Here is a 20,478-nt window from a genome sequence, read left to right as displayed (position 1 = left end):
CTCCCTAGTATTATCAAACAGTAGCAAAGTAATTTTTTATAGTTTAGAACTTTTTGCAACACTTTCTTACTTTTTTACGAATAGAGAGTAATTCAAATAAAAGTTAAAATTACTCAAAGACTATGAAAAAAATCTACTTCTTACTACTTTTCTTTTGCATTTCTGTTTCTTCTACTTTTTCTCAAAACAATCCAACTACAAAAAATACCTATCTCCCAACTAGCTCAACAGAAAGTCAGGTTGCACTCATTTACAAACTCAAAGAGAGTAAAAAAATATTCCAAAATGAGGATATTATAGAGCTTTTAGACAAAAATAAAACTGACTTGACTAGTTTTATTACTCTTGTCGATTCTGTCGAAACGAATAAATTAAATGAATTTAATTTTTCTAATTCTATGGAATATGGCTATTACTTGACTGTCTGGACAGAAAAAGAAATTTTGAAAGTAAAACTTACAACTATTGCTCCTCTCAATGTGGTTTTACAAAGCAATGCAAAACGGGCTTGGCTGATTGTCTATGATTCGTTAGGAAATGAACTTCCACATCTAAAAATAAAGCTAGACAACCAAATACTTTCCTACAATAAAAAATTAAAAAGCTACACACTTCCAAACCGAAAAAAAACAGCAAATATAGAAATTGAATATGCAGAACAAACGTGGCATTTACTTGCTCAAAGACAAAATAATAATAAAAGAAAACGCTCTTTCATCAAAAAAATAGTATATAGTTTTCCTGTCAAATATTTTTGGATAGTTCCATATCGTCAAGCCAAAAAAATAATAAGAACCATCGATTATGGAGAACCTGAAGATTTAGGGCTTATTCGTTTTTTTATCAAAATTTTTACAAAAGATGACGAAGATGATAATTACTCAAATTATGCTAATTTTAACGGATACCCAAGTGAAAATGGTTATATCGTAACAGATAAATTAAAATATCGTCCATTAGATACACTTCGTTTCAAAACTTATTTAGTCAATAAAAAAGGAAAACCGATTTCAGATAATGAAATTGATATTTTTATTGCTACTGATAGAAATACATATAAAAAACTGCATGCTGTAAAAGCCTATAGAAAAGGAGGTTTTGAGAGTGAATTTATTTTGGCTGATTCTCTAAAACTCAAGCTAGGAAATTTTGCAGGAATAATTTTAAAAGATAAAAAAGGAAAAATTCTTGTTTCACAGCGCATCAATTATCAAGATTATATTTTACCAGAAATAAAGAGTTTTGAAGTAGAAAGTTCAGATGAAAGTCACTTTAGAAATACACCTTTTTCGCTACGAATTACAGCAAAAGATTTTAATAATCTCAATGTTTTAGATGGAAAAATTAAGATAGAATTAGAAACAAAACACCTCAAAACTACTTATGAACCTTCTATTACTCAAAATCAAATTACTTGGAAACACGAGCAGAACTTAGAGCCTTTTGGAGAAACAATTATTCATATTCCAGATTCTATTTTTCCTGCTGCTGACTTACTCTATGATGTAAAAGCCGTTTTACATAACTCTAATAACGAAAGATTAGAAGAAACGCTTTCTATTAATTATGAGTATTTTACCAAAAAACCAAATTTAGAAGCTCGTTTTGAAGATGGTTTTGTGTATGCCGTTTATAGAGAAGGAAAAGATACGGTTTCTAAAAAAGGTTTCGTTTATAGGTATTTTACAGATAATTTTGGTCATCAAACCATAAAAAAAGATAGCATAGAATTTCCATTTAAAGAAAAAGTGAATGCAATTTATAGTCGTTTTAATTTTTTGGTAAATATATCAGAATACAAATCTGATGGATATAATTTTCTGACACAAGATGTCAGTATTCCAAATAGTCTATCAATGAGTGGTTATTATTTACAAGATTCTTTGATTATGACCATTCAAAATCCCTTCAAAACGATGGTGCGTTATAGTCTTTTTTGTAAAAATAATTTGATAAACAAAAAGGCAGATTCTTCTTCAATTATTCGAATTGCCATCAAAGACAAACATAAAAAAATCTATACACTGCAAACTACTTATACATTTGCAGGTCAGACAAAATATGACAAACAAGTTTTTTTACGCAACAGAAAACAGCTTTTTGTTTCACTTGACGCACCTTTATTGACTTCGCCTTCTTTCAAAGAAAAAATAAATGTAACCGTTACAGATTACAAAAAACGTCCTGTCAAAAATGCTGACCTTACCGTTTTGGCTACCAATGGAAAGTTTGATGATTATACAAAAGTAAATATTTCCAATACTCTAACAAGTCGTTTTAGATTTAAGAAAAAGAAAAAATTAGCAGACATATATTTGAAAAATCAAGGTGTCAGAACTAAAAATTTGGGATATTATCCAAATTGGCAAAATCGTTTTGGTTTAGATTCTATTGCCTATTATAATTTTATTTTTCCCAAAAAAAAAGGTTTTAGATTTTCTGTTTCCTACCAAAAACTACAAGATTCTTTATTAACCAAACTAAAAAACGTAAATGCAGAAAAGTATAGAATTAATCTTTTGAAGGAATCTTTTGATATAAATCATAATCCAAATACAGGTGCATTATTTCCATTTTTCTTTACCCAAAAAGGATATGAAGATATTGCTTGGATAAAAATTGATGATAGTTTGGCGTATTTGTCAAATGCAAATGTGTATCAAGACCATCTAATCACGCTTTCAGAAGGTATTCATAAACTAGAAGTTCGTTTGAGATATAGCATCATTACGATTGATACTATTTCTGTTCCGATAGGAAGTGAAACTATTCTATCTTTTGATTTGGATAATTTGCCGAGTTATCTACACAAAAAAAATGCAGGTTTGGAAGTATCTAATGAAGAAAAATTAATGCTTGGTTCACACGCTTTTTTTGGAATTACGTATGGAGATAGTCGTTTGAATGAAGGAATGACAATCCAACAAGGAGCAAACCCACCACAAAGAATTTCTTCAAAATATAAATCTATACGAAATGATTCTGTAAATACATATCATTATGAATGGCACTTTCCTCTTCTTAATAAAGGCGAATTTAGAGTTTTGAGAGACAGACGAACAAAATGGGATACACTTTATTTTGAGCCTTTTGTAGGATATAATTTTGAAGAAGGTAAGTATATTGAGGTTGATTCGATTTTATTAAAAGAATATCAAAAAGTAAGAAGTACAACAGAGAAAATTACTTTTTATTATGAGGGAGGAGAAATTACTAAAATCGATACACTTTCTAAATCTTTTTTTTCTTCTCAAAAATATGTTTCTGCAAATACTGATAAGAGTTTATTTTACAATAATTATGTTTTTCCATTTTTCGATTATTCAGCTTATAAAATACAAAAGTCTGCACCTTATTTGTATGAATGGACAACCCCACAATTTCAAGTAATTTCTAGGCATTGGAACAAACTCACCTTCAAAAATATAGATTCTTTGAGTGAGAATTTTGAGAAAGAATATTTTTTTAGAAACCTAATTCCATTTAAAGGAAAACTACCTGCTGGAACATATCAAATTTTTGTCTTTTACAATAGCTATGGAGGAAATAAATGTCAGAAAATTAATAATTTCAAAATGGATGATAAAAATCCATCTGTTAAAATCATTGACTTCGAAAAAATGGGCATCAACTGTTATGAGCGAGAAAGAAATCAAGATTCTACTCAGTTGCAAGAAATTGAAGAAATAGAAACCTCATACCAATCACAAACAATAACCGATTACTATAATGATTATGATTTTGTAAGAAATGGAAAATTGTATAGAGGAAAAGTATTTGATGGTATAGGAGAAACCCTCCCTGGGGCGACTGTCATAATAAAAGGAACAAATCGTGGAACAGTTACAGACATGGAAGGCAATTATTCAATTATTGCTCCTGTGGGAAGTATATTGGTTTTTCAATATATTGGTTTTGAATCCGTAGAAAAAACTACTACTCCTTATGATGTTTGGCTTGATGTAAATATGAATGAATCATCACAACTTCTTGAATCTGTTGTAGTTGCGTCTTATTCTCCATCAAGAACTAGAAATTCAGCATCTTATTCTGTTTCTGTGGTAGATGCTTTGAGTGGTAGTGCAAGTGGCGTACAGCTTTCAAATAATAGACTCCAACTGTCAAATTCATTAAATCTTGAAACTAAAAGCCTTGATTTAGAGGATTCTGTTACCCAACAGAAAAAGAAAAATATCCGAAATTATTTTACAGATAATGCAATCTGGCAGCCAACTTTAAGAACAGATGAAAATGGAAAAGCAAGTTTTGAAGCTACCTATCCAGATGATATTACAAGTTGGAAAACACTCGCCATTGCTTATGGAAAGAAGAATAAAAACGGTCAAGCACTCGTTCAGACCAATTCTTTTCTGACACTTTCGGCACAGCTTTCACTTCCTCGTTTTTTGATAGAAGGCGATTCGGTCAGAATTATTGGAAAAATAGCTTCCTACAGTAGTGATTCTGTAAAAGTGAATACTTTTTTTGACCTAAAAGAAAATAAAATACAAAAAGGAGAGCGAAATGTCTTGTTTTCAAGTGTAGATTCTTTGCGTTTTAGTGTGGCTGATAATTCTGAAAAAACTCAAAATTTTTCTATTGATTCTCTGAATAATTTACAAGATTCTCTGACAGTTCAATATGTGATGAATGCTGATATTTCTGAAAAACAAATTTATACAGATGGCGAAGAGCGAAAGATTCCGATTTTCAAGAAAGGATTGACACAATCAAGAGGTTTTTTTGCTGTCTTGGAAGGCGATACTACACTAGATTTGAGAGCTTTTAAAGATTCTCTTTCTACTCAAAACCCTGTCAGACTTTATGTAAAAGATAATATTTTGGAAGCAATGGTTTCAGAATTGGAACACATTCAAAATTATGCTTATGCCTGTAACGAACAAAAAGCCTCAAAAATTCGTGCTTATATACTTGAAAAAGACATAAAAACGGCTTTGGATTTACCTTTTGAAAAGAAAAAACAGAAAGAATTAGATGAGTTAATCAAAAAACTTGTTGAAGCGCAATATGAAGACGGCTGGTGGGGTTGGTGGGCTACTTCTGCGCCAAATGCTCACATGACAGCATACATTTATGGTGTTCTGTTTGATGCAAAAGAAAAAGACTATGAAATTCCTAGCGAAACTTTATCAAAGGCTGAAAAGGTTTTGAGAGATGATTTGTCTATACGAATGGACAATGAGCAAGTGGAAATTTATACAGCTCTTTCAAAAAACAAAACCTATCAAAAAATATACAAAAGTAGTGTCGAAAGACTGGCAATTGCTCTGCAAATTCAAGAAGACACAGCTAAGTATCATTCATTTTATAATCAACTTTCTATTTTGCGTTTGAGGCAGTTGTACGACTTGCCTATTTCGCTTCGTATCTTGGAAGTAAAGCAGAAAAAAACACTTTTTGGAGGAATTTTTTGGCAAGAATACGATTACAAAGGATATTATTCTTTGTTTCAAAATAATGTACAAACAAATCTTTTGGCATATCAAATTTTGAGAGATGCAAAAGGAAAAAATACGCCTTCTATTGATTTAGCAAAGGTTAGGCAGTATTTTCTTGAAAGCCGTAATCAAAATGGATATTGGAGAAGTACGCACGAATCGGCAAGTATTTTATCAACTATTTTACCAGATTTTGAATCAAAAAGTAAAAATCCGTCTAATATAGAAATAACTGCAAATAATAAAACGATAAATACAGAAAGTGATTATCTTTTTTCTAGAGAAAATCTACCAAATCAGTTAGTCAAAAAAGGACTTGCACCTGTTTTTGTTAGTTTGTCGCAACAATATTTTTTACCTCAAGTAACTCAAAAGACAAGTGATAATTTTCATATCAAAACCTATTTTAAAAATGAAAAATCTAAAAAAATAACGGAGTTGAAATCAGATTCTATTTATATTACAGCAGGAAAGCCTATCATTCTGACCATAGAAGTAACAGCTCAAAAAGAATCTGAATATGTATCGATAGAAGTTCCAATTCCTGCAAGTTGCGTATATGGAAAAAATCCATATTCATTTAGGCAAAACTATTACTACTATTACAGAGGAATCGAAACCTATAGAGAAGAGTTTAAACACAAAACAGCTATTTTCTGCACAAAAATGCCTATCGGAACACATACTTTTGAGATTATCTTAGAACCTCGTTATTCGGGAGTTTTTACGCTCAATCCTGCAAGTGTAGAACTGATGTATTTTCCAAGTGTTAAGGGAAATGAAGGAACAAAGAAGGTTTTTGTGAAGTAATATAAATAATAATATTTATTTTTTATATTTGACAAAATTATCATTAATCAAATTAAAAGATGAATATAAAAGAATCTATTGAAAGACTTTTTGATGAAGTAACAGAAAATAAAAATAATGAACTAAAGATAATTGACTTAGGAAAAATAGAAAAGGAGTTTCATCAAAAAATAATACAAGATACAAAAGAGGATTTGAATAATTTTTTAATTTCAATAGATTCGTATAGTATTCGTCATAGTCTAAACCGACATGGAAAGGATAATGAGTTGAACAACTCACAATTACCCATTGAAAAATCTGATTTTACAAAAATAATAGAAGTTGTTTTTGAAGCAGATTTAATTTCGGCAGATGAGAAAAAAGGAAAAAAATCTGTTTTGTTTCACAAAAAAACAGAAACTACTCTAATAGCTATTTTTGAAATTAGGCGCATTACAAGCAAGAAAAAAAGTAAAGTAAGTCGAATAATGTTACAAACTCTCTACAAAAAAAAGCCTTCTACTAAATAAAAAATATTTAAAGAAGGCTATAATAAAAACCTCACCGACGTAATCATGCAATAAAGCCCAACTACTCACGTCTAAAAACGACTTCGGTTACTGTCTTTACTACAAATATACGAAATAGGTATAGTAAAAGTTTAGAATTGCAAAATATTTTTCTCTGAACTTATTTCAAAATATTGGTATTATTATTCAAACTCAAAACGCAAATAATTAATTTTCAAACCTTGTTTTTGCGCTCGTTTTTCGTAGCGTGTAAGTATCCCGTGATGTTCTGGATAGAGCGGCGAATTATGTAAATCTCGTGTTACTAAAAGGTTTTTGATTTTATACTTTGCTATTTCTTCTAATGTATAATCATAAAGAGGGTCATCATCAGTTTTGATATGAACAGTTCCTCCTTTTTTTAATATTTTTTTATACATATCCAAAAAACGAGAGTTTGTCAATCTGCGTTTTCTATCTCTTTTTCTTGGACGTGGGTCTGGATGAATTACCCAAATTTCACTTACTTCATTTTCTTCAAAAAACTCATCTAACTTTTGAATTTCGGCACGTAAAAAGGCTACATTAAAAGAATCATTTGCTAAAGCATCTGTGCTTCCTCTCCATAATCTATCTCCTTTTACATCTACACCAACAAAATTTTTGTTTGGATAAACTTTTCCTAGTCCTACGCTATATTCACCATATCCACAAGCAAGTTCTAAAACGATAGGTTGTGATGAGGGAAAATGAGTTTTGTTCCAATTTCCTTTTAATTTTGTATAGGCTTTATCTTCCATTTGTAATACATTATAACGTTCTAAGTTTTCTTCAAAACGCATCATTTTTTTTCTAGCCATCTTTTCTTGTGTTTTAAACGTATATCTAAAGACTGATTTTTGAAGAGATTAATCTTCTAAATATTCTTATTTTTGTAAGTGATGTATAATTTGAATGCAAATATATTTCATTCTATCTTATCTTGCTTCATTGCAAGCCATAATTCTAACTAATTTAAAGCCTTTTTTGAAATGAATACACCAAATCCATCAGATAATTTAAATAATTCTACTACTGAGCAAACCCTTTGGAGTGGCTCGCCTTCTTGGCTTTTGCACCTTGGAAATGTCATTTTTTGGGCAATTTTAGGAATTGTTCTTCCTACTATTATTATTTATTTATGGACAAAAGGAATTGAAAATCCCAAATTAGATACATTCTTTTGGGTAGTTTTGCTTGCTAGTATTATTATTCCTTTTTCGATTATTTTTCTAAGAATATTTGATACTCGTTTTATCAATTATACACTTACAAGCGAACGACTTATCATAAAAAAAGGAATGCTGACACGTACGACTGATGAAATAGAATTATATAGAGTAAAAGATATTCGTTTGGTAGAACCTTTTTTACAACGTTTGGTAGGTCTTTCGGTCATTGAAATAACATCATCAGATAGAAGTAATCCTAATCTTTCTTTGTCTGGAATACGAAAAGGTGATGAGCTTCGAAATAACTTAAGAAATCAAGTAGAACGACTCAGAACAAATAAAAATGTTAGAGAAGTCGACTTTGAGTAACTCAAATTATCTATGTATGACTTTGAATTTATATAGAAGCAGGGTTAAAATATTGTTTAATTGATAAAAATAAAATATCATTCTTCTTTTTGTTTTGCAGTGCTAATACGTTCTATATATTCTACTATTTTTGTAGCAATATCTACTTGTGTAGCTGTTTCTATTCCTTGCAAACCTGGAGAAGAATTGACTTCCAAAACTAAAGGCCCACGAGAAGAAACTAAAATATCTACACCTGCTACACACAAACCCATTGCTTGAGCAGCTTTTATAGCTGTTTGAGATTCTATTTCTGAAAGCTCAATAATTGTACTTGCTCCTCCTCTATGAAGATTTGAGCGAAATTCACCTTCTTTTCCCTGTCTTTTCATTGAACCAACCACTTTACCATCTACTACAAATGCACGAATATCAGCACCACCTGATTCTTCAATGAACTCCTGAATCAAAATATTTTGCTTTATGCCTGAAAAGGCTTCAATAGTAGATTTAGCTGCTTGGTCAGTCTCTGCCAAAACAACACCTAAGCCTTGTGTTCCTTCCAAGACTTTTATAATAACAGGTGTACCTCCTACCTCTTTGATAAGCATATCAACTTCGTTGTTTTTTGGAAAACTAGCAAAAACAGTCTTTGGAATTCCTACACCTATTTTTGATAATAATTGAAGACTACGAAGTTTGTCTCTAGATTGTGAAATACTTTCTGAACTATTAGCACAAAGAGTACCTTGCATTTCGAATTGGCGAACTACTGCTGTTCCAATATAGGTAACTGATGCACCAATTCTAGGAATAATAGCATCAAAATAAGGAAGTAATTTTCCTTTATGAAAAATGGTTGGATGTCCTTCTTCCATTTCAAAATGACATTTTGTATGATTAATGAGCATAGCTTCATGTCCTTTGTTTTCAATGGCTTCAATCAACCTTTTGGTGGAGTACAAATTTTTATTTGTAGATAGAACGGCAATTTTCATTTCTTTTTGTTAGATAGAGACAATAAATAATTTTGTGAGTAATCTACCAAAAAATATTTGCTTACTAATTTTTGACTAAAAATTAAGATTGAGTAATACATATTTTTTCCGATTGGTAATAAAAACTATACTATATATAAATCTGCTTTTCTATTAAGATTTAGATTTATTACTTCTTTGTAAAAATTCTCAATATTATAATCTATCAGTTACTGATTTGTTTAGCTTTAAACAAACTTAATCTTAAAGGAATTACTAAAAAGTAAAACAGAATTCGCTAAATAGAATAATATAGAATTAAAAAATAATTTGAAAGTAAAAGTTTAGTCTTTCAATATTTTTTTTAAAATATTAGACAAATTCTAATGAATCTACAAATGATTCTGTTCACTTAACTGATTCAGAAATAAATAGAAATATAGTCAAATTTAGAAGGAACAAAAAAAATATAAAACAATCTAAATATTGATTGTATGACTTTTATTTAGTAGGTTTAATCAAGTAAAAAATATCCTTGATTATAAACCTAATTTTTGTTTTCATTCTATCTACGTCTTTTTAATATGCAAACCAAACGTTGGCTTTTTGAACCTTTACCTTCTGATGAAAAAATTTCAAACCTATCCAAAGAAGTCAATGTCAGTAGCATTCCTGCAACTTTACTTTTGCAGCGTGGCGTAAGTGATTTTGAAAGCGCAAAGTCATTTTTTCGTCCCTCTCTATCTCATTTGCATTCTCCTTTTTTGATGAAAGGAATGGATACAGCCATAAATCGCTTAAAAGAAGCGATACAAAATCAAGAAAAAATACTTGTTTATGGAGATTACGATGTAGATGGAATTACTTCAGTAGCTATTGTTTATGGTTTTTTGAAAAAATTATATGCAGATGTTACTGATGAAAAAAATGTACAGTTTTATATTCCAAACCGAAATACAGAAGGTTACGGAATTACCAAGGAAGGATTAGCTTTTGCAAAAAAAGAAAATATAAACTTAATTATTTGTTTGGATTGTGGTGTAAAAGCAAATGAACAAATCCAACAAGCTAAAGATTGGGGAATTGATTTTGTAGTTTGTGACCATCACTTACCAGATGAAGAACTACCTGTTAGTTTTGCTATGCTCAATCCAAAACAAAAAGGGTGTAATTATCCATTTAAAGACCTTTCTGCTTGTGCTATTGGTTATAAGTTTCTACAAGGTTTTTGTATAAGAACAGGTACTTCTGAGCGAAATTTGCACTATTATTTGGATTTGGTAGCCTTGAGTATTGCTGCTGATTTAGTTCCAATGGTAGGGGAAAACAGAATTTTGAGTTATTTTGGATTAGAAAAAATAAATATTGACCCACTACCAGGCGTAAAAGCACTTTTGAATTTGATAAATAGTTATGGACGAAAAATAGGTGTTCGTGATATTGTTTTTTCGGTTGCCCCTCGTCTTAATGCAGCAGGAAGAATTACAGATGCTTATAATTCCTTAAATTTACTTTTGGCTTCTTCGGACAAAGAGGCAAATGAATTAGCCAGAACATTAAATCAAAAAAATGATTTGCGCCGAGACATGGAGCGTAAAATGATGATTGAAATTGATGAAATTCTGAAAAAATCTGTGCCTACACGCAAAACAAATGTTCTGTTTAGTAAAAATTGGCATAAAGGCTTGGTCGGAATTGCAGCAGCAAAATGTGTAGAAAAAACGTATCGACCTACTGTAATTTTGACACACTCAGAATCTGAAAAGGGAGATTTGGCTGTTGGTTCGGCTCGTTCTATTTCTGATTTTGATATTTATAAAGCTGTTGAGAGTTGTTCGGATTTACTGACACAATTTGGAGGGCATAAATTTGCTTCGGGAATGTCTATGCCTATCGAAAATGTAGAAAAATTTCAAGAGCGTTTTGAAAATGCTGTCACTGATACTTTAGAAAAAGAACAACTTGTTCCTCCTGTTCGGGTAGATATGGAAATTGATTTATCACAGGTTACTCAAAAAATGTTTGCTATCATCAAACAAATGTCACCTTTTGGTCCTCAGAATATGCGTCCTGTTTTTGTGGCTCGTAGTGTCCAGCTTTTTTCTCCTAAAATCGTAAAAGAAACTCACCTCAAAGTACAAGTTAGGCAAGGCACGTCTCTTTTTTCTGCTATTTCTTTCGGAAAAGCTCATTTTTTTAAACAAATCAATACTACATCTAGGTATGATATTGCTTTTTTGATAAGTGAAAATCATTTTAGAGATAAAAGCTATTTACAGCTTGAAATTAGGGATATTTTGAAAGTAGATTGAAAATGAATTTTAATTCTTTAAGAATGGGATTTGTGGATATATTTGTTGGTATCGCTACGCTAAAACACCAACAAAGGCTTTGTTATTTTTCCTTAGAACTGGATTTGCAAACTCAGTTCTAAGGAAAAATGAGTATTCTTAAACAACTTCAATTTTAATTCTTTAAGAAAACTAATAAACCCACAAATTTATTCGTGGGTTTATTTATTAGTTCAATACTTACTAGATTAAACAGACTGTAAAAGAACTGCCCACGCTTTCATAACTTCTCCTTTTTGAGCATATTCTTCTGCTGTTTTGTGTTGTGCTTCTTCATTTGGAAAACTACTTCTGACCATTTCTTTTTCTTCTTCGTTCAAATCTGCAAATTCTTGTTCTTCTATTTCTTCAATGGTTGGAAGTTGTTCTACATTTCCTAGTTTTCCTAAAGTATTTCCAGATAAAAATTTACTGTTTTTGATAGCATCAGGAAGCGCATCAACACCAATTCCTTTTGTAGATAATGGTTTGGCTACCTCAAAAACAGCGTCTCCACTCGCTCTAGCATAATAATTTCCTCCCATACGAGCAACTAAATCTATAAGGTGTGGATCAATTTTTCCCTCTTTATCCAAAACAGCTTTATTGATGTGCATTTTTTTTACTTCACAAATAATCAAATTTCCTGCGCCTCCTTCTGTTCCTGTTTCAATAATCTGTTTTACTACGCATTCAAATTGTGCAGGAGATTCCAAAACACGAGGTGGAGCGATTGTTTCAGATGCAATCGGTGTAAAGCCAGATTTAGTAAATTCGTTTACTCCTTTATCGTATTCTGTGCTTGAAAGCGACATCTGTTCTACCATCGCATACGAAACCATATTAATAACGACTTCTCCGACCTCTTTTACATTTTCTAAAGTATGTTTTATAGTATTATCTCTCACTCTCCTAGCAGGGGAAAAAATAAGCGTAGGAGGATTTGCACCAAAGACATTAAAGAAACTAAAAGGAGAAAGATTGACATTTCCGTCTTTGTCTATCGTACTGGCAAAGGCAATCGGACGAGGTGAAATTGCGCCCAAAAGTAAGCCGTGAAAAGCTGGAACAGGTAAATCAGAAGGAAGATAAGAATTGAAATCAGACATAAAGAGTGATTAAGGGTAAATGATTAATGATAAATTTTCTGCTATTTTAAATCCTCGTTGACGACTTCATTTGAGTCTCAACGACGGTTATTTCTATTTCTTAACCGTCAACGAGACTTTGTCGTCGTTGAGGATAAAAAAATAAAGGACTTAATAATCTAAGACAACAAAAAAAACCCAAAAAAAGTTATTACTTAATTTGGGTTTTTACTACGGTGGTGATGAGTGGGCTCGAACCACCGACACACGGATTTTCAGTCCGACGCTCTACCAGCTGAGCTACATCACCGTATTTATGAAATTGATTCTGATAAACCAATTACACTTTTGATAAACTTTTAGTTCAAAATTTCAAAACTTATTTAAAAATTTTTACTTTTTGATGTTTTTGTTTCCCTTAGTGCGATGCAAAGGTACGTTCTTTTTCTTAATATCCAAACACTATCCTAAACTTTTTTCAAAAAAAATAAACAAAAACTATCAACACACTACTAAGCGATTGATTTTCAGAAAGATAGTTTGGAATAAATTTTTAAAATAGTTTGAAGTTTTTTTAGATGCTAGAGAAAATATTGGGGGATTTGTTTTTTGATAATTATATTGTGCTGTTTGAAGAACAATTAAAAATTCTTGCTAATTATTTCAATATTTTATATATTTAAAAGTTTTTTCATTTAAAAAAAGCTACAAGTAATTAAAACAATAAATAATGGAGATAGATATTAAAAAATTTTATTTTGAAGACTCACTTTATTTTAAAACTAAAGTTTCAGAAGAAGATTTAGAAACTTTATTTAGAACTATATTTTTTTCTGGTAAAATAGATACTTATTGTCCATATTGTGAAAAAGAAACTGTTTTTCAAGGAGACCCAGTAAGAGTAAAAAAGAAAAATCCTGAGTCACATGGTTATGGTTCTTATAATGACATTTTTAAATTTGAAGATTTTACTAAAGATTATGGTTTTGATTATTTCAGAAACACAGATTTCAAATTGACTTTTAAATGTTTACGAGAAGATTATATGCACAGAGTATATTTTTATATTCGTGTAGATTCAGATTCAATTTTTAAGGTTGGACAAAATCCGTCCTTAGCTGAATTGACAGATAGTTTTGTAACTCGAAAATATAACAAAATATTATCTTTGGATAAACTCGCTGAATTTAATAAAGCCATAGGACTTCATTCTCATGGAGTTGGTATTGGCTCATTTGTTTATTTAAGAAGAATCTTTGAGAATTTAATATTTGAAACTCATAATAGAGTGAAAGATACAATAGACGGTTGGGATGAAAATAAATTTTATGCAAGTAAGATGAATGAAAAAATAAATCTTTTGAAAAACTATTTACCAAATTATTTAGTAGAAAATAAAGAAATTTATGGAATACTAAGTAAAGGAATTCATGAATTAGATGAGAATTTCTGTAGAGAAGTATTCCCTATCATTCAATCTGGTCTTGAGTTTATATTGGACGAGAAACTCGTTGAGTTCGAAAAAGATAGAAAAAAACAAGAAAATTCTAAATTGTTATCCAAAATCAAAAGTGAGATGAAAAATAAGAGTTAGTAAGATTTATAATATTACAGGTTAATTATTTTACAAAAACAAAAAAAGACTTGCCAGTAAATAATCTTACCGACAAGTTTTTTCTGTTTTAAATACATTTTGCTGTAGGAGAAGGACTCGAACCTTCACGAAGTAGTTAGTCAGATGATTATCAAAAATAGTCATTTGATTTATCCCAAACCTTCACCCCTGAGACCGAGGGGCGTGGCTGCCAAAATTTCACCATCCTACATTTTCAGTTACCAGTAATCAGTTAATGAACAATTAAAAATTACAATCTGCAAAAGCAGCGAAGCTAATTACGAATTGAATTTCCTTATTGTTCAAATAGTTACCAGTTAAATACGTGAAAGTAATCTTTTTTACCTTCTTCGAAAGAGAATTAAAAATTAAATGAATTGATAATTAGCAAAGTTAAACTCGTAATTTTTAATTCGTGATTCGTAATTATTTCTAGCTGTAGGAGAAGGACTCGAACCTTCACGAAGTAGTTAGTCAAATGATTATCAGAAATAGTCATTTAATTTATCCCAAACCTTCACCCCTGAGACCGAGGGGCATGGCTGCCAAAATTTCATCACCCTACATTTTCAGTTACCAGTTATCAGTAAAACAGTTGATTTCAGAATGCGATTATCTTTTATAATTTTTCTTTGATAATCCTTTTTTATGAAATTTGTAACGTTTTTCCCTTTCTGATGATACAAAGTAAAGGAAAAGATTCTTTTGTTGCAAATTTATCAATGAAATTAATTAAAATTTATGTATTTCGCAATTATATATTTCAATCTTTAGAGATTTCGTAATTTGACTTATAGATTTTGCTGTTTTTTTGTAAAATTTTTAATGAGGAATAAATAGCTTCTTTTCTTGCCTTATTTTATGCTGTTTTGTGAGTTTTTCTCATTGGTTTTGGAATAGAAAGAAAGATTAGAAAATTGTTTTTTCTATTTTTGTGTAAATTGAGAAACAATTACGAACTGAAAGACGACGAAGTCAATTATGATTTATTATCGATAGTTTGTGATTTATAAAAAAATAATTTATTGGTTTTCATTTCTCATACTATAAAATTTAAAAAATCATTCATATAAAAATACACGCAAATGTCAGAAACACCATTAGACCACTTAATAAAAACAAATTGGACTCGTGCAGAAATAGCCGAAATTTATAATACACCTGTTTTAGAACTCATTTATAAAGGCGCAAGTGTTCATAGAAAATTCCACGAAACATCAGAAGTACAAGTTTGTACACTTTTATCTGTCAAAACAGGAGGCTGTCCAGAAGATTGTGCTTACTGTCCACAAGCTGCACGCTATCATACCGACGTAGAAGCAAGTAGAATGTTGAAAAATCAAGAAATTGTAGAAAAAGCAAAAGAAGCCAAAGAATCTGGCAGTACACGCTTTTGTATGGGAGCAGCTTGGAGAGAAGTTCGCAACGGAAGAGAATTTGACCGAGTAGTTGATGCTGTAAAAGAAATCAATGGAATGGGTTTAGAAGTTTGTTGTACATTAGGAATGCTTACAGAAGAACAAGCTCAAAAACTAAAAGAAGCTGGACTTTACGCTTATAATCACAACTTAGATACAAGCGAAGAATATTACGACAAAATCATCAGCACGAGAGATTATTCGAATCGTTTGGATACCTTGGAGAATGTTCGTAAGTCGGGTATTTCGGTTTGTTCAGGTGGAATTATCGGAATGGGAGAGGCAGAAGAAGACCGTATCGGAATGCTTCACACACTTGCAACCCTTCCAGAACATCCAGAATCTGTTCCTGTAAATGCGCTTGTACCTGTTGAAGGAACGCCTTTGGAAGAACAAGAAAAAGTTTCGGTTTGGGAAATGGTCAGAATGATAGCGACAGCACGTATTATTATGCCTAAAGCAATGGTTCGTCTTTCTGCTGGTCGTGTCAGAATGAGCGTTGAAGAACAGGCTCTTTGTTTCTTGGCTGGTGCAAATTCTATTTTTGCAGGAGATAAACTCTTGACTACTCCAAATCCTGATGCTAAAACAGACAAAGAATTATTCCAAATCTTGCAAATAAAACCTCGTCAGGCTTTTAAGAATGAGGGGAATACGGTTGAGGTGTAACATTAGAAAACTTTGTAATTAGTTTTTTGTTAATCCAAAATACTCTGATAATAGTTTAACATTTCAACTATTGACAGTCTTCTGAAAGGACTGTCAAAGCCTTAAATCGTTTTAAAATCCATTATTTATTATAAAAATAGATAATGGATTTTTTCATTCTCTCTAATCTCTTCTTGCTCTGTGGTTCAAAAGAAATTTTTATTCCCTATTCTCTTACTCCAAATTTAAAAATCGTACCTTTGCATCTTCATTAAAAAAAGACATTACACACAATCAAATAAAGACAATACAGATAAAAATTTTACAAAATAAATTCAAAAGATGACTCAAATTTTTCAAAACTTTACTCAAAATTTTTCTAAAACCTTTACACAAAATCCCAAAGATGATATCCTTTCAGGACTTACAGTTGCTCTAGCTCTTGTTCCTGAAGCGATTGCTTTTGCTTTTGTAGCAGGAATTGACCCAATAATTGGTTTGTATGGTGCTTTTATGATGGGCATTGTTACAGCAATTTTTGGAGGACGACCAGGGATGATTTCGGGTGCGACAGGTGCGATGGCTGCCGTTGTTGTTAGTACACATTTGATTATGAAAGGAAATGAAGTAGGAGCTACTTTAGGAATGGAAGCTGATTATTTAGGTGTACAATGGCTCTTTATTACGCTGCTTTTAGTTGGTATATTTCAAGTTTTGGCTGGTGTTTTTCGTTTGGGAAAATTTGTCCGTCTGATTCCACATCCTGTAATGATGGGTTTTGTCAATGGTCTTGCAATTGTGATTTTTATGGCACAAATAGATTTTTTTAAAGAAACTGTAACAGTTGGAGGTGCTGCTGAAAAAGTATGGTTACAAGGAAATGATATGTATATTATGATTGCTCTAGTTGCTCTTACGATGGGAATTATGTTTGGTCTGCCAAAACTAACCAAGAAAGTTCCTTCTGCTTTGGTAGCAATTGTAGTTGTGGCTGCCATTACAATTTTTGGAGGAATAGAAGTAAGTACAGTAAAATCATTTGTAATCGAAGGAAGTGGAGGAAAATCAACAGGAATTGAAGGTTCTTTGCCTACTTTTCAAGATCAGATTTTTACGCTTTTCTATACAATGAAAGAACATTGGACACTTATTTTATCAACTGCTTTTCTTTTGGCTGCCGTTGGACTGATAGAATCATTAATGACATTGAATTTATTGGATGAAATGACTGAAACTAGAGGAAGTGGAAATCGTGAATGTGTCGCTCAAGGAACAGCAAATATTTTGAATGGTCTTTTTGGTGGAATGGGTGGCTGTGCAATGATTGGACAATCAATTATCAATGTTGAGTCTGGTGGTCGTGGTCGTTTGTCTGGAGTAATTGCTGCGATTGCACTTCTTTGTTTTGTGCTTTTTGGTGCGCCACTTATCGAACAAATTCCTATTGCTGCACTTGTTGGTGTTATGTTTATGGTTGTGATTGGAACTTTTGCTTGGAGTAGTTTCCGTATTTTACACAAAATTCCTGTTTCTGATGCTATTGTTTTGATTACTGTTTCGGCTGTTACAGTGTGGCAAGATTTGGCGATTGCTGTTTTTGTAGGTGTGATTATGTCTGCTTTAGTTTTTGCTTGGGAAAATGCAACTCGTATTCGTGCTAGAAAACACATTAAAGAAAACGGAACAAAAGTATATGAAATTTGGGGCCCTTTATTTTTCGGTTCTACACAGGCTTTTAGTGCTAAATTTGACCCAAAAAATGATCCACAAAAAGTAGAAATAGATTTTATAGAATCAAAAGTAAGCGACCATTCAGGTATTGAAGCATTGAGAGGCGTTGCAAATCGTTATTTAGATTTAGGAAAAGAAGTAAAACTGACGCATTTGAGTGAAGAGTGTATTACACTTTTACTCAAAGCAAATCCAAAATTTGAAGAAGTAATTGAGCGTTCGATTGATGACCCTCGTTATTATGTTGTAAGCGATGTAATGGATGGAGTAGTTTCTTGATAAGATAGATAGTTACTAGATATATAAAATTTAAGTCAGATAATCTTTTGGGTTGTATGACTTTTTTTTATCCTGAAGTTATTTAAGAATATCTATTTTTCTAAACTGAAAAATATGTTTAATAAGGAAGTTGTTTAAGAATGGGATTTGTGGATATATTTGTTGGTGTCGCTACGCTAAAACATCAACAAAGGCTTTAGAACTGGATTTGCAAACTCAGTTCTAAGGAAAAATGAGTATTCTTAAACAACTTCATTAAAGCAAAATTGTAGTCTTACAATTTATCACAATTTTTTAGTATTTTTGAAGTATATTTAAACTATTGTAGTCTATTTTGAATTTTATACATAAATTCTTGATAAACCTGAGAAAACAACCAAAAAAACTGTAACGACAAAACTCCTAATACGATATGGCAAAAGAAATGAAAATACCTACTGTTGGCGAATCTATCACAGAAGTAGTCATCGCAAACTGGCTTGTAGAAGACGGCGACCACGTAGAAATGGACGACCTTATCTGTGAATTAGAATCTGATAAAGCAACTTTTGAAGTTCCTGCTGAAGCTGATGGAATCATAAGGTTCAAGGCAGAAGCTGGCGATACTTTAGAAATAGGCGCACTTCTTTGTGTAATCGAAGAGGGAGAAAATGGCAGCGAAACTAAAGAAGAAACCAAATCAGAAGCGAAAGAAACTCCAAAACAAGAAACTACAGCAAAAGCTGAGACATTTATCATGAAAATTCCGACAGTAGGCGAATCTATTTCGGAAGTAGTATTGGCAAACTGGCTTGTAGAAGATGGCGAAGAAGTAGAGTTGGATGACCCAATCTGTGAATTAGAATCTGATAAAGCAAACTTTGAAGTTCCTGCTGAGAAAGCTGGAAAAGTATTTCACATGGTAGAAGCAGGCTCTACACTTGCTATTGGAGACGATTTTGCCAAAATCGAAATGGGTGGAAGTGGTTCTTCTTCTAGTTCAAGTAAAGAAACTACAAGCGCATCAAATGCTCCAAATAGTGATATGTATTCTAGTGAGGATTCAGGGTATGCAAAAGGACATGCCTCTCCTGCTGCTTCAAAAATGTTAGCTGAAAAAGGAATTGATGCAAAAGATGTAAAAGGAACAGGAAGAGATGGCAGAATAACAAAAGAAGATGCTCAAAATGCTCAGAAATCATCTTCTACATCTGCTCCTTCTCAACCAAAAGCTCCTGCATCTTCTAAGAAAGATGATAAAGCACCATCAAGTGCTGAAACACAAGGCGACCGTAGTACGAATGTAGAACGTATGTCTTCGCTTCGCAAAACAATTGCCAAACGTTTGGTAGCTGCAAAAAATCAAACAGCAATGCTTACTACTTTTAATGAAGTAGATATGTCGGCTGTTATGGAAATGCGTAAAAAATACAAAGATAAATTTAAGGAAACGCACGAAGTAGGTTTAGGATTTATGTCTTTCTTTACAAAAGCTGTAACGATGGCACTTATGGAAATTCCTGGGGTAAATGCTCAAATTACAGGTGATAATAATGATGAAATTTTATATCATAATTATGCTGACGTTTCGATTGCAGTTTCTTCTCCTCGTGGTTTGGTTGTTCCTGTTATTCGTAATGCAGAACAGCTTTCTTTTGCAGGTGTAGAAAAAGAAGTGGTTCGTTTGGCTGTAAAGGCTAGAGATGGAAAACTTACTATAGACGAAATGTCTGGTGGAACATTTACTATTACTAATGGTGGTATTTTTGGCTCAATGCTTTCTACTCCAATCATTAATGCTCCTCAATCAGCTATTTTAGGACTTCATAATATTGTTGAGCGTCCTGTTGCGATTGATGGAAAAGTAGAAATTCGTCCAATTATGTATATCGCTCTTTCTTATGACCACAGAATTGTAGATGGAAAAGAATCTGTAACTTTCCTTTACAGAATCAAAGAATTGATTGAAGATCCTTCAAGATTACTTTTGGGAGTTTAGATTTTGTAATGATGTCGTTGGTGAGACACCAACAACGGCAATAGAGTTATGAAAAAGCCTTTACAATCATTTTGTAAAGGCTTTTTTGTTGAAAT

The 20,478-nt window shown here is 31.7% G+C and carries 11 protein-coding genes and 1 tRNA gene; 8 read left to right on the top strand and 4 right to left on the bottom strand.

Going from position 1 to position 20,478, the window contains the following annotated elements; translation table 11 throughout:
* The first annotated feature begins 122 nt into the window (after positions 1 to 122).
* Both V9L05_RS06190 and V9L05_RS06185 read left to right on the top strand, forming a co-directional pair.
* Positions 123 to 6,269: an alpha-2-macroglobulin family protein gene (locus V9L05_RS06190; RefSeq protein WP_338814802.1), complete on the top strand. Its 6,147-nt coding sequence runs from the start codon at positions 123 to 125 to the stop codon at positions 6,267 to 6,269.
* Between the two features lie 59 nt (positions 6,270 to 6,328).
* The gene (locus V9L05_RS06185) at positions 6,329 to 6,781 is read left to right on the top strand and encodes a hypothetical protein (protein ID WP_338794100.1); all 453 of its coding nucleotides are present in this window, start codon (positions 6,329 to 6,331) and stop codon (positions 6,779 to 6,781) included.
* Positions 6,782 to 6,963: 182 nt separating this feature from the next.
* Here the strand turns inward: V9L05_RS06185 and trmB are convergent, their stop codons facing one another.
* Positions 6,964 to 7,620 carry a tRNA (guanosine(46)-N7)-methyltransferase TrmB gene (gene trmB, locus V9L05_RS06180; protein WP_338814801.1) on the bottom strand — a complete coding sequence of 219 codons (657 nt, stop codon included), beginning with the start codon at positions 7,618 to 7,620 and terminating at the stop codon, positions 6,964 to 6,966.
* Positions 7,621 to 7,791: 171 nt separating this feature from the next.
* On the opposite strand from trmB, the gene V9L05_RS06175 reads away from it, so the two are divergent.
* A complete protein-coding gene (locus V9L05_RS06175) occupies positions 7,792 to 8,340 on the top strand; it encodes a PH domain-containing protein (protein WP_338814800.1) in 549 nt (182 codons plus the stop codon).
* 77 nt (positions 8,341 to 8,417) lie between these two features.
* Here V9L05_RS06175 and rimK read toward each other — a convergent pair whose 3' ends face one another.
* Positions 8,418 to 9,317, bottom strand: coding sequence for a 30S ribosomal protein S6--L-glutamate ligase (gene rimK / locus V9L05_RS06170; protein WP_338794107.1), 900 nt, complete (start codon positions 9,315 to 9,317; stop codon positions 8,418 to 8,420).
* 563 nt (positions 9,318 to 9,880) lie between these two features.
* Between rimK and recJ the strand changes: the two genes are divergently transcribed.
* Complete coding sequence (recJ, locus tag V9L05_RS06165) at positions 9,881 to 11,608, top strand: single-stranded-DNA-specific exonuclease RecJ (RefSeq protein WP_338814799.1); 1,728 nt, start codon at positions 9,881 to 9,883, stop codon at positions 11,606 to 11,608.
* Positions 11,609 to 11,835: 227 nt separating this feature from the next.
* On the opposite strand, the gene V9L05_RS06160 is transcribed toward recJ, so the two are convergent.
* On the bottom strand, positions 11,836 to 12,735 hold the full coding sequence (locus V9L05_RS06160; protein WP_338814798.1) for a flavin reductase family protein: 900 nt from the start codon (positions 12,733 to 12,735) through the stop codon (positions 11,836 to 11,838).
* Positions 12,736 to 12,951: 216 nt separating this feature from the next.
* A tRNA-Phe gene (locus V9L05_RS06155) sits at positions 12,952 to 13,024 on the bottom strand.
* A gap of 420 nt (positions 13,025 to 13,444) precedes the next feature.
* Here V9L05_RS06155 and V9L05_RS06150 point away from each other — a divergent pair.
* From V9L05_RS06150 to odhB, 4 genes are all read left to right on the top strand, one after another.
* Positions 13,445 to 14,308 (top strand): hypothetical protein, encoded by an 864-nt coding sequence (locus V9L05_RS06150; protein ID WP_338814797.1) that lies wholly within the window; start codon positions 13,445 to 13,447, stop codon positions 14,306 to 14,308.
* Between the two features lie 1,106 nt (positions 14,309 to 15,414).
* Positions 15,415 to 16,416: a biotin synthase BioB gene (gene bioB / locus V9L05_RS06145; protein WP_338814796.1), complete on the top strand. Its 1,002-nt coding sequence runs from the start codon at positions 15,415 to 15,417 to the stop codon at positions 16,414 to 16,416.
* Positions 16,417 to 16,737: 321 nt separating this feature from the next.
* Positions 16,738 to 18,405, top strand: a complete 1,668-nt coding sequence (locus tag V9L05_RS06140; RefSeq protein WP_338814795.1) for a SulP family inorganic anion transporter — start codon at positions 16,738 to 16,740, stop codon at positions 18,403 to 18,405.
* 412 nt (positions 18,406 to 18,817) lie between these two features.
* A complete protein-coding gene (odhB, locus tag V9L05_RS06135) occupies positions 18,818 to 20,383 on the top strand; it encodes a 2-oxoglutarate dehydrogenase complex dihydrolipoyllysine-residue succinyltransferase (RefSeq protein WP_338814794.1) in 1,566 nt (521 codons plus the stop codon).
* Positions 20,384 to 20,478 lie beyond the last annotated feature (95 nt).

Origin of the sequence: Bernardetia sp. Wsw4-3y2, assembly GCF_037126295.1 — a bacterium.
Classification (GTDB): domain Bacteria; phylum Bacteroidota; class Bacteroidia; order Cytophagales; family Bernardetiaceae; genus Bernardetia.
This window is presented reverse-complemented; position numbering and strand designations above follow the sequence as displayed.

Coding starts and splice junctions, on each gene's coding strand:
- rimK (WP_338794107.1), bottom strand. CDS start 9,317: ATGAAAATTGCCGTTCTATCTACAAATAAAAATTTGTACTCCACCAAA.
- V9L05_RS06190 (WP_338814802.1), top strand. CDS start 123: ATGAAAAAAATCTACTTCTTACTACTTTTCTTTTGCATTTCTGTTTCT.
- V9L05_RS06175 (WP_338814800.1), top strand. CDS start 7,792: ATGAATACACCAAATCCATCAGATAATTTAAATAATTCTACTACTGAG.
- V9L05_RS06140 (WP_338814795.1), top strand. CDS start 16,738: ATGACTCAAATTTTTCAAAACTTTACTCAAAATTTTTCTAAAACCTTT.
- odhB (WP_338814794.1), top strand. CDS start 18,818: ATGGCAAAAGAAATGAAAATACCTACTGTTGGCGAATCTATCACAGAA.
- recJ (WP_338814799.1), top strand. CDS start 9,881: ATGCAAACCAAACGTTGGCTTTTTGAACCTTTACCTTCTGATGAAAAA.
- V9L05_RS06150 (WP_338814797.1), top strand. CDS start 13,445: ATGGAGATAGATATTAAAAAATTTTATTTTGAAGACTCACTTTATTTT.
- bioB (WP_338814796.1), top strand. CDS start 15,415: ATGTCAGAAACACCATTAGACCACTTAATAAAAACAAATTGGACTCGT.
- V9L05_RS06185 (WP_338794100.1), top strand. CDS start 6,329: ATGAATATAAAAGAATCTATTGAAAGACTTTTTGATGAAGTAACAGAA.
- V9L05_RS06160 (WP_338814798.1), bottom strand. CDS start 12,735: ATGTCTGATTTCAATTCTTATCTTCCTTCTGATTTACCTGTTCCAGCT.
- trmB (WP_338814801.1), bottom strand. CDS start 7,620: ATGGCTAGAAAAAAAATGATGCGTTTTGAAGAAAACTTAGAACGTTAT.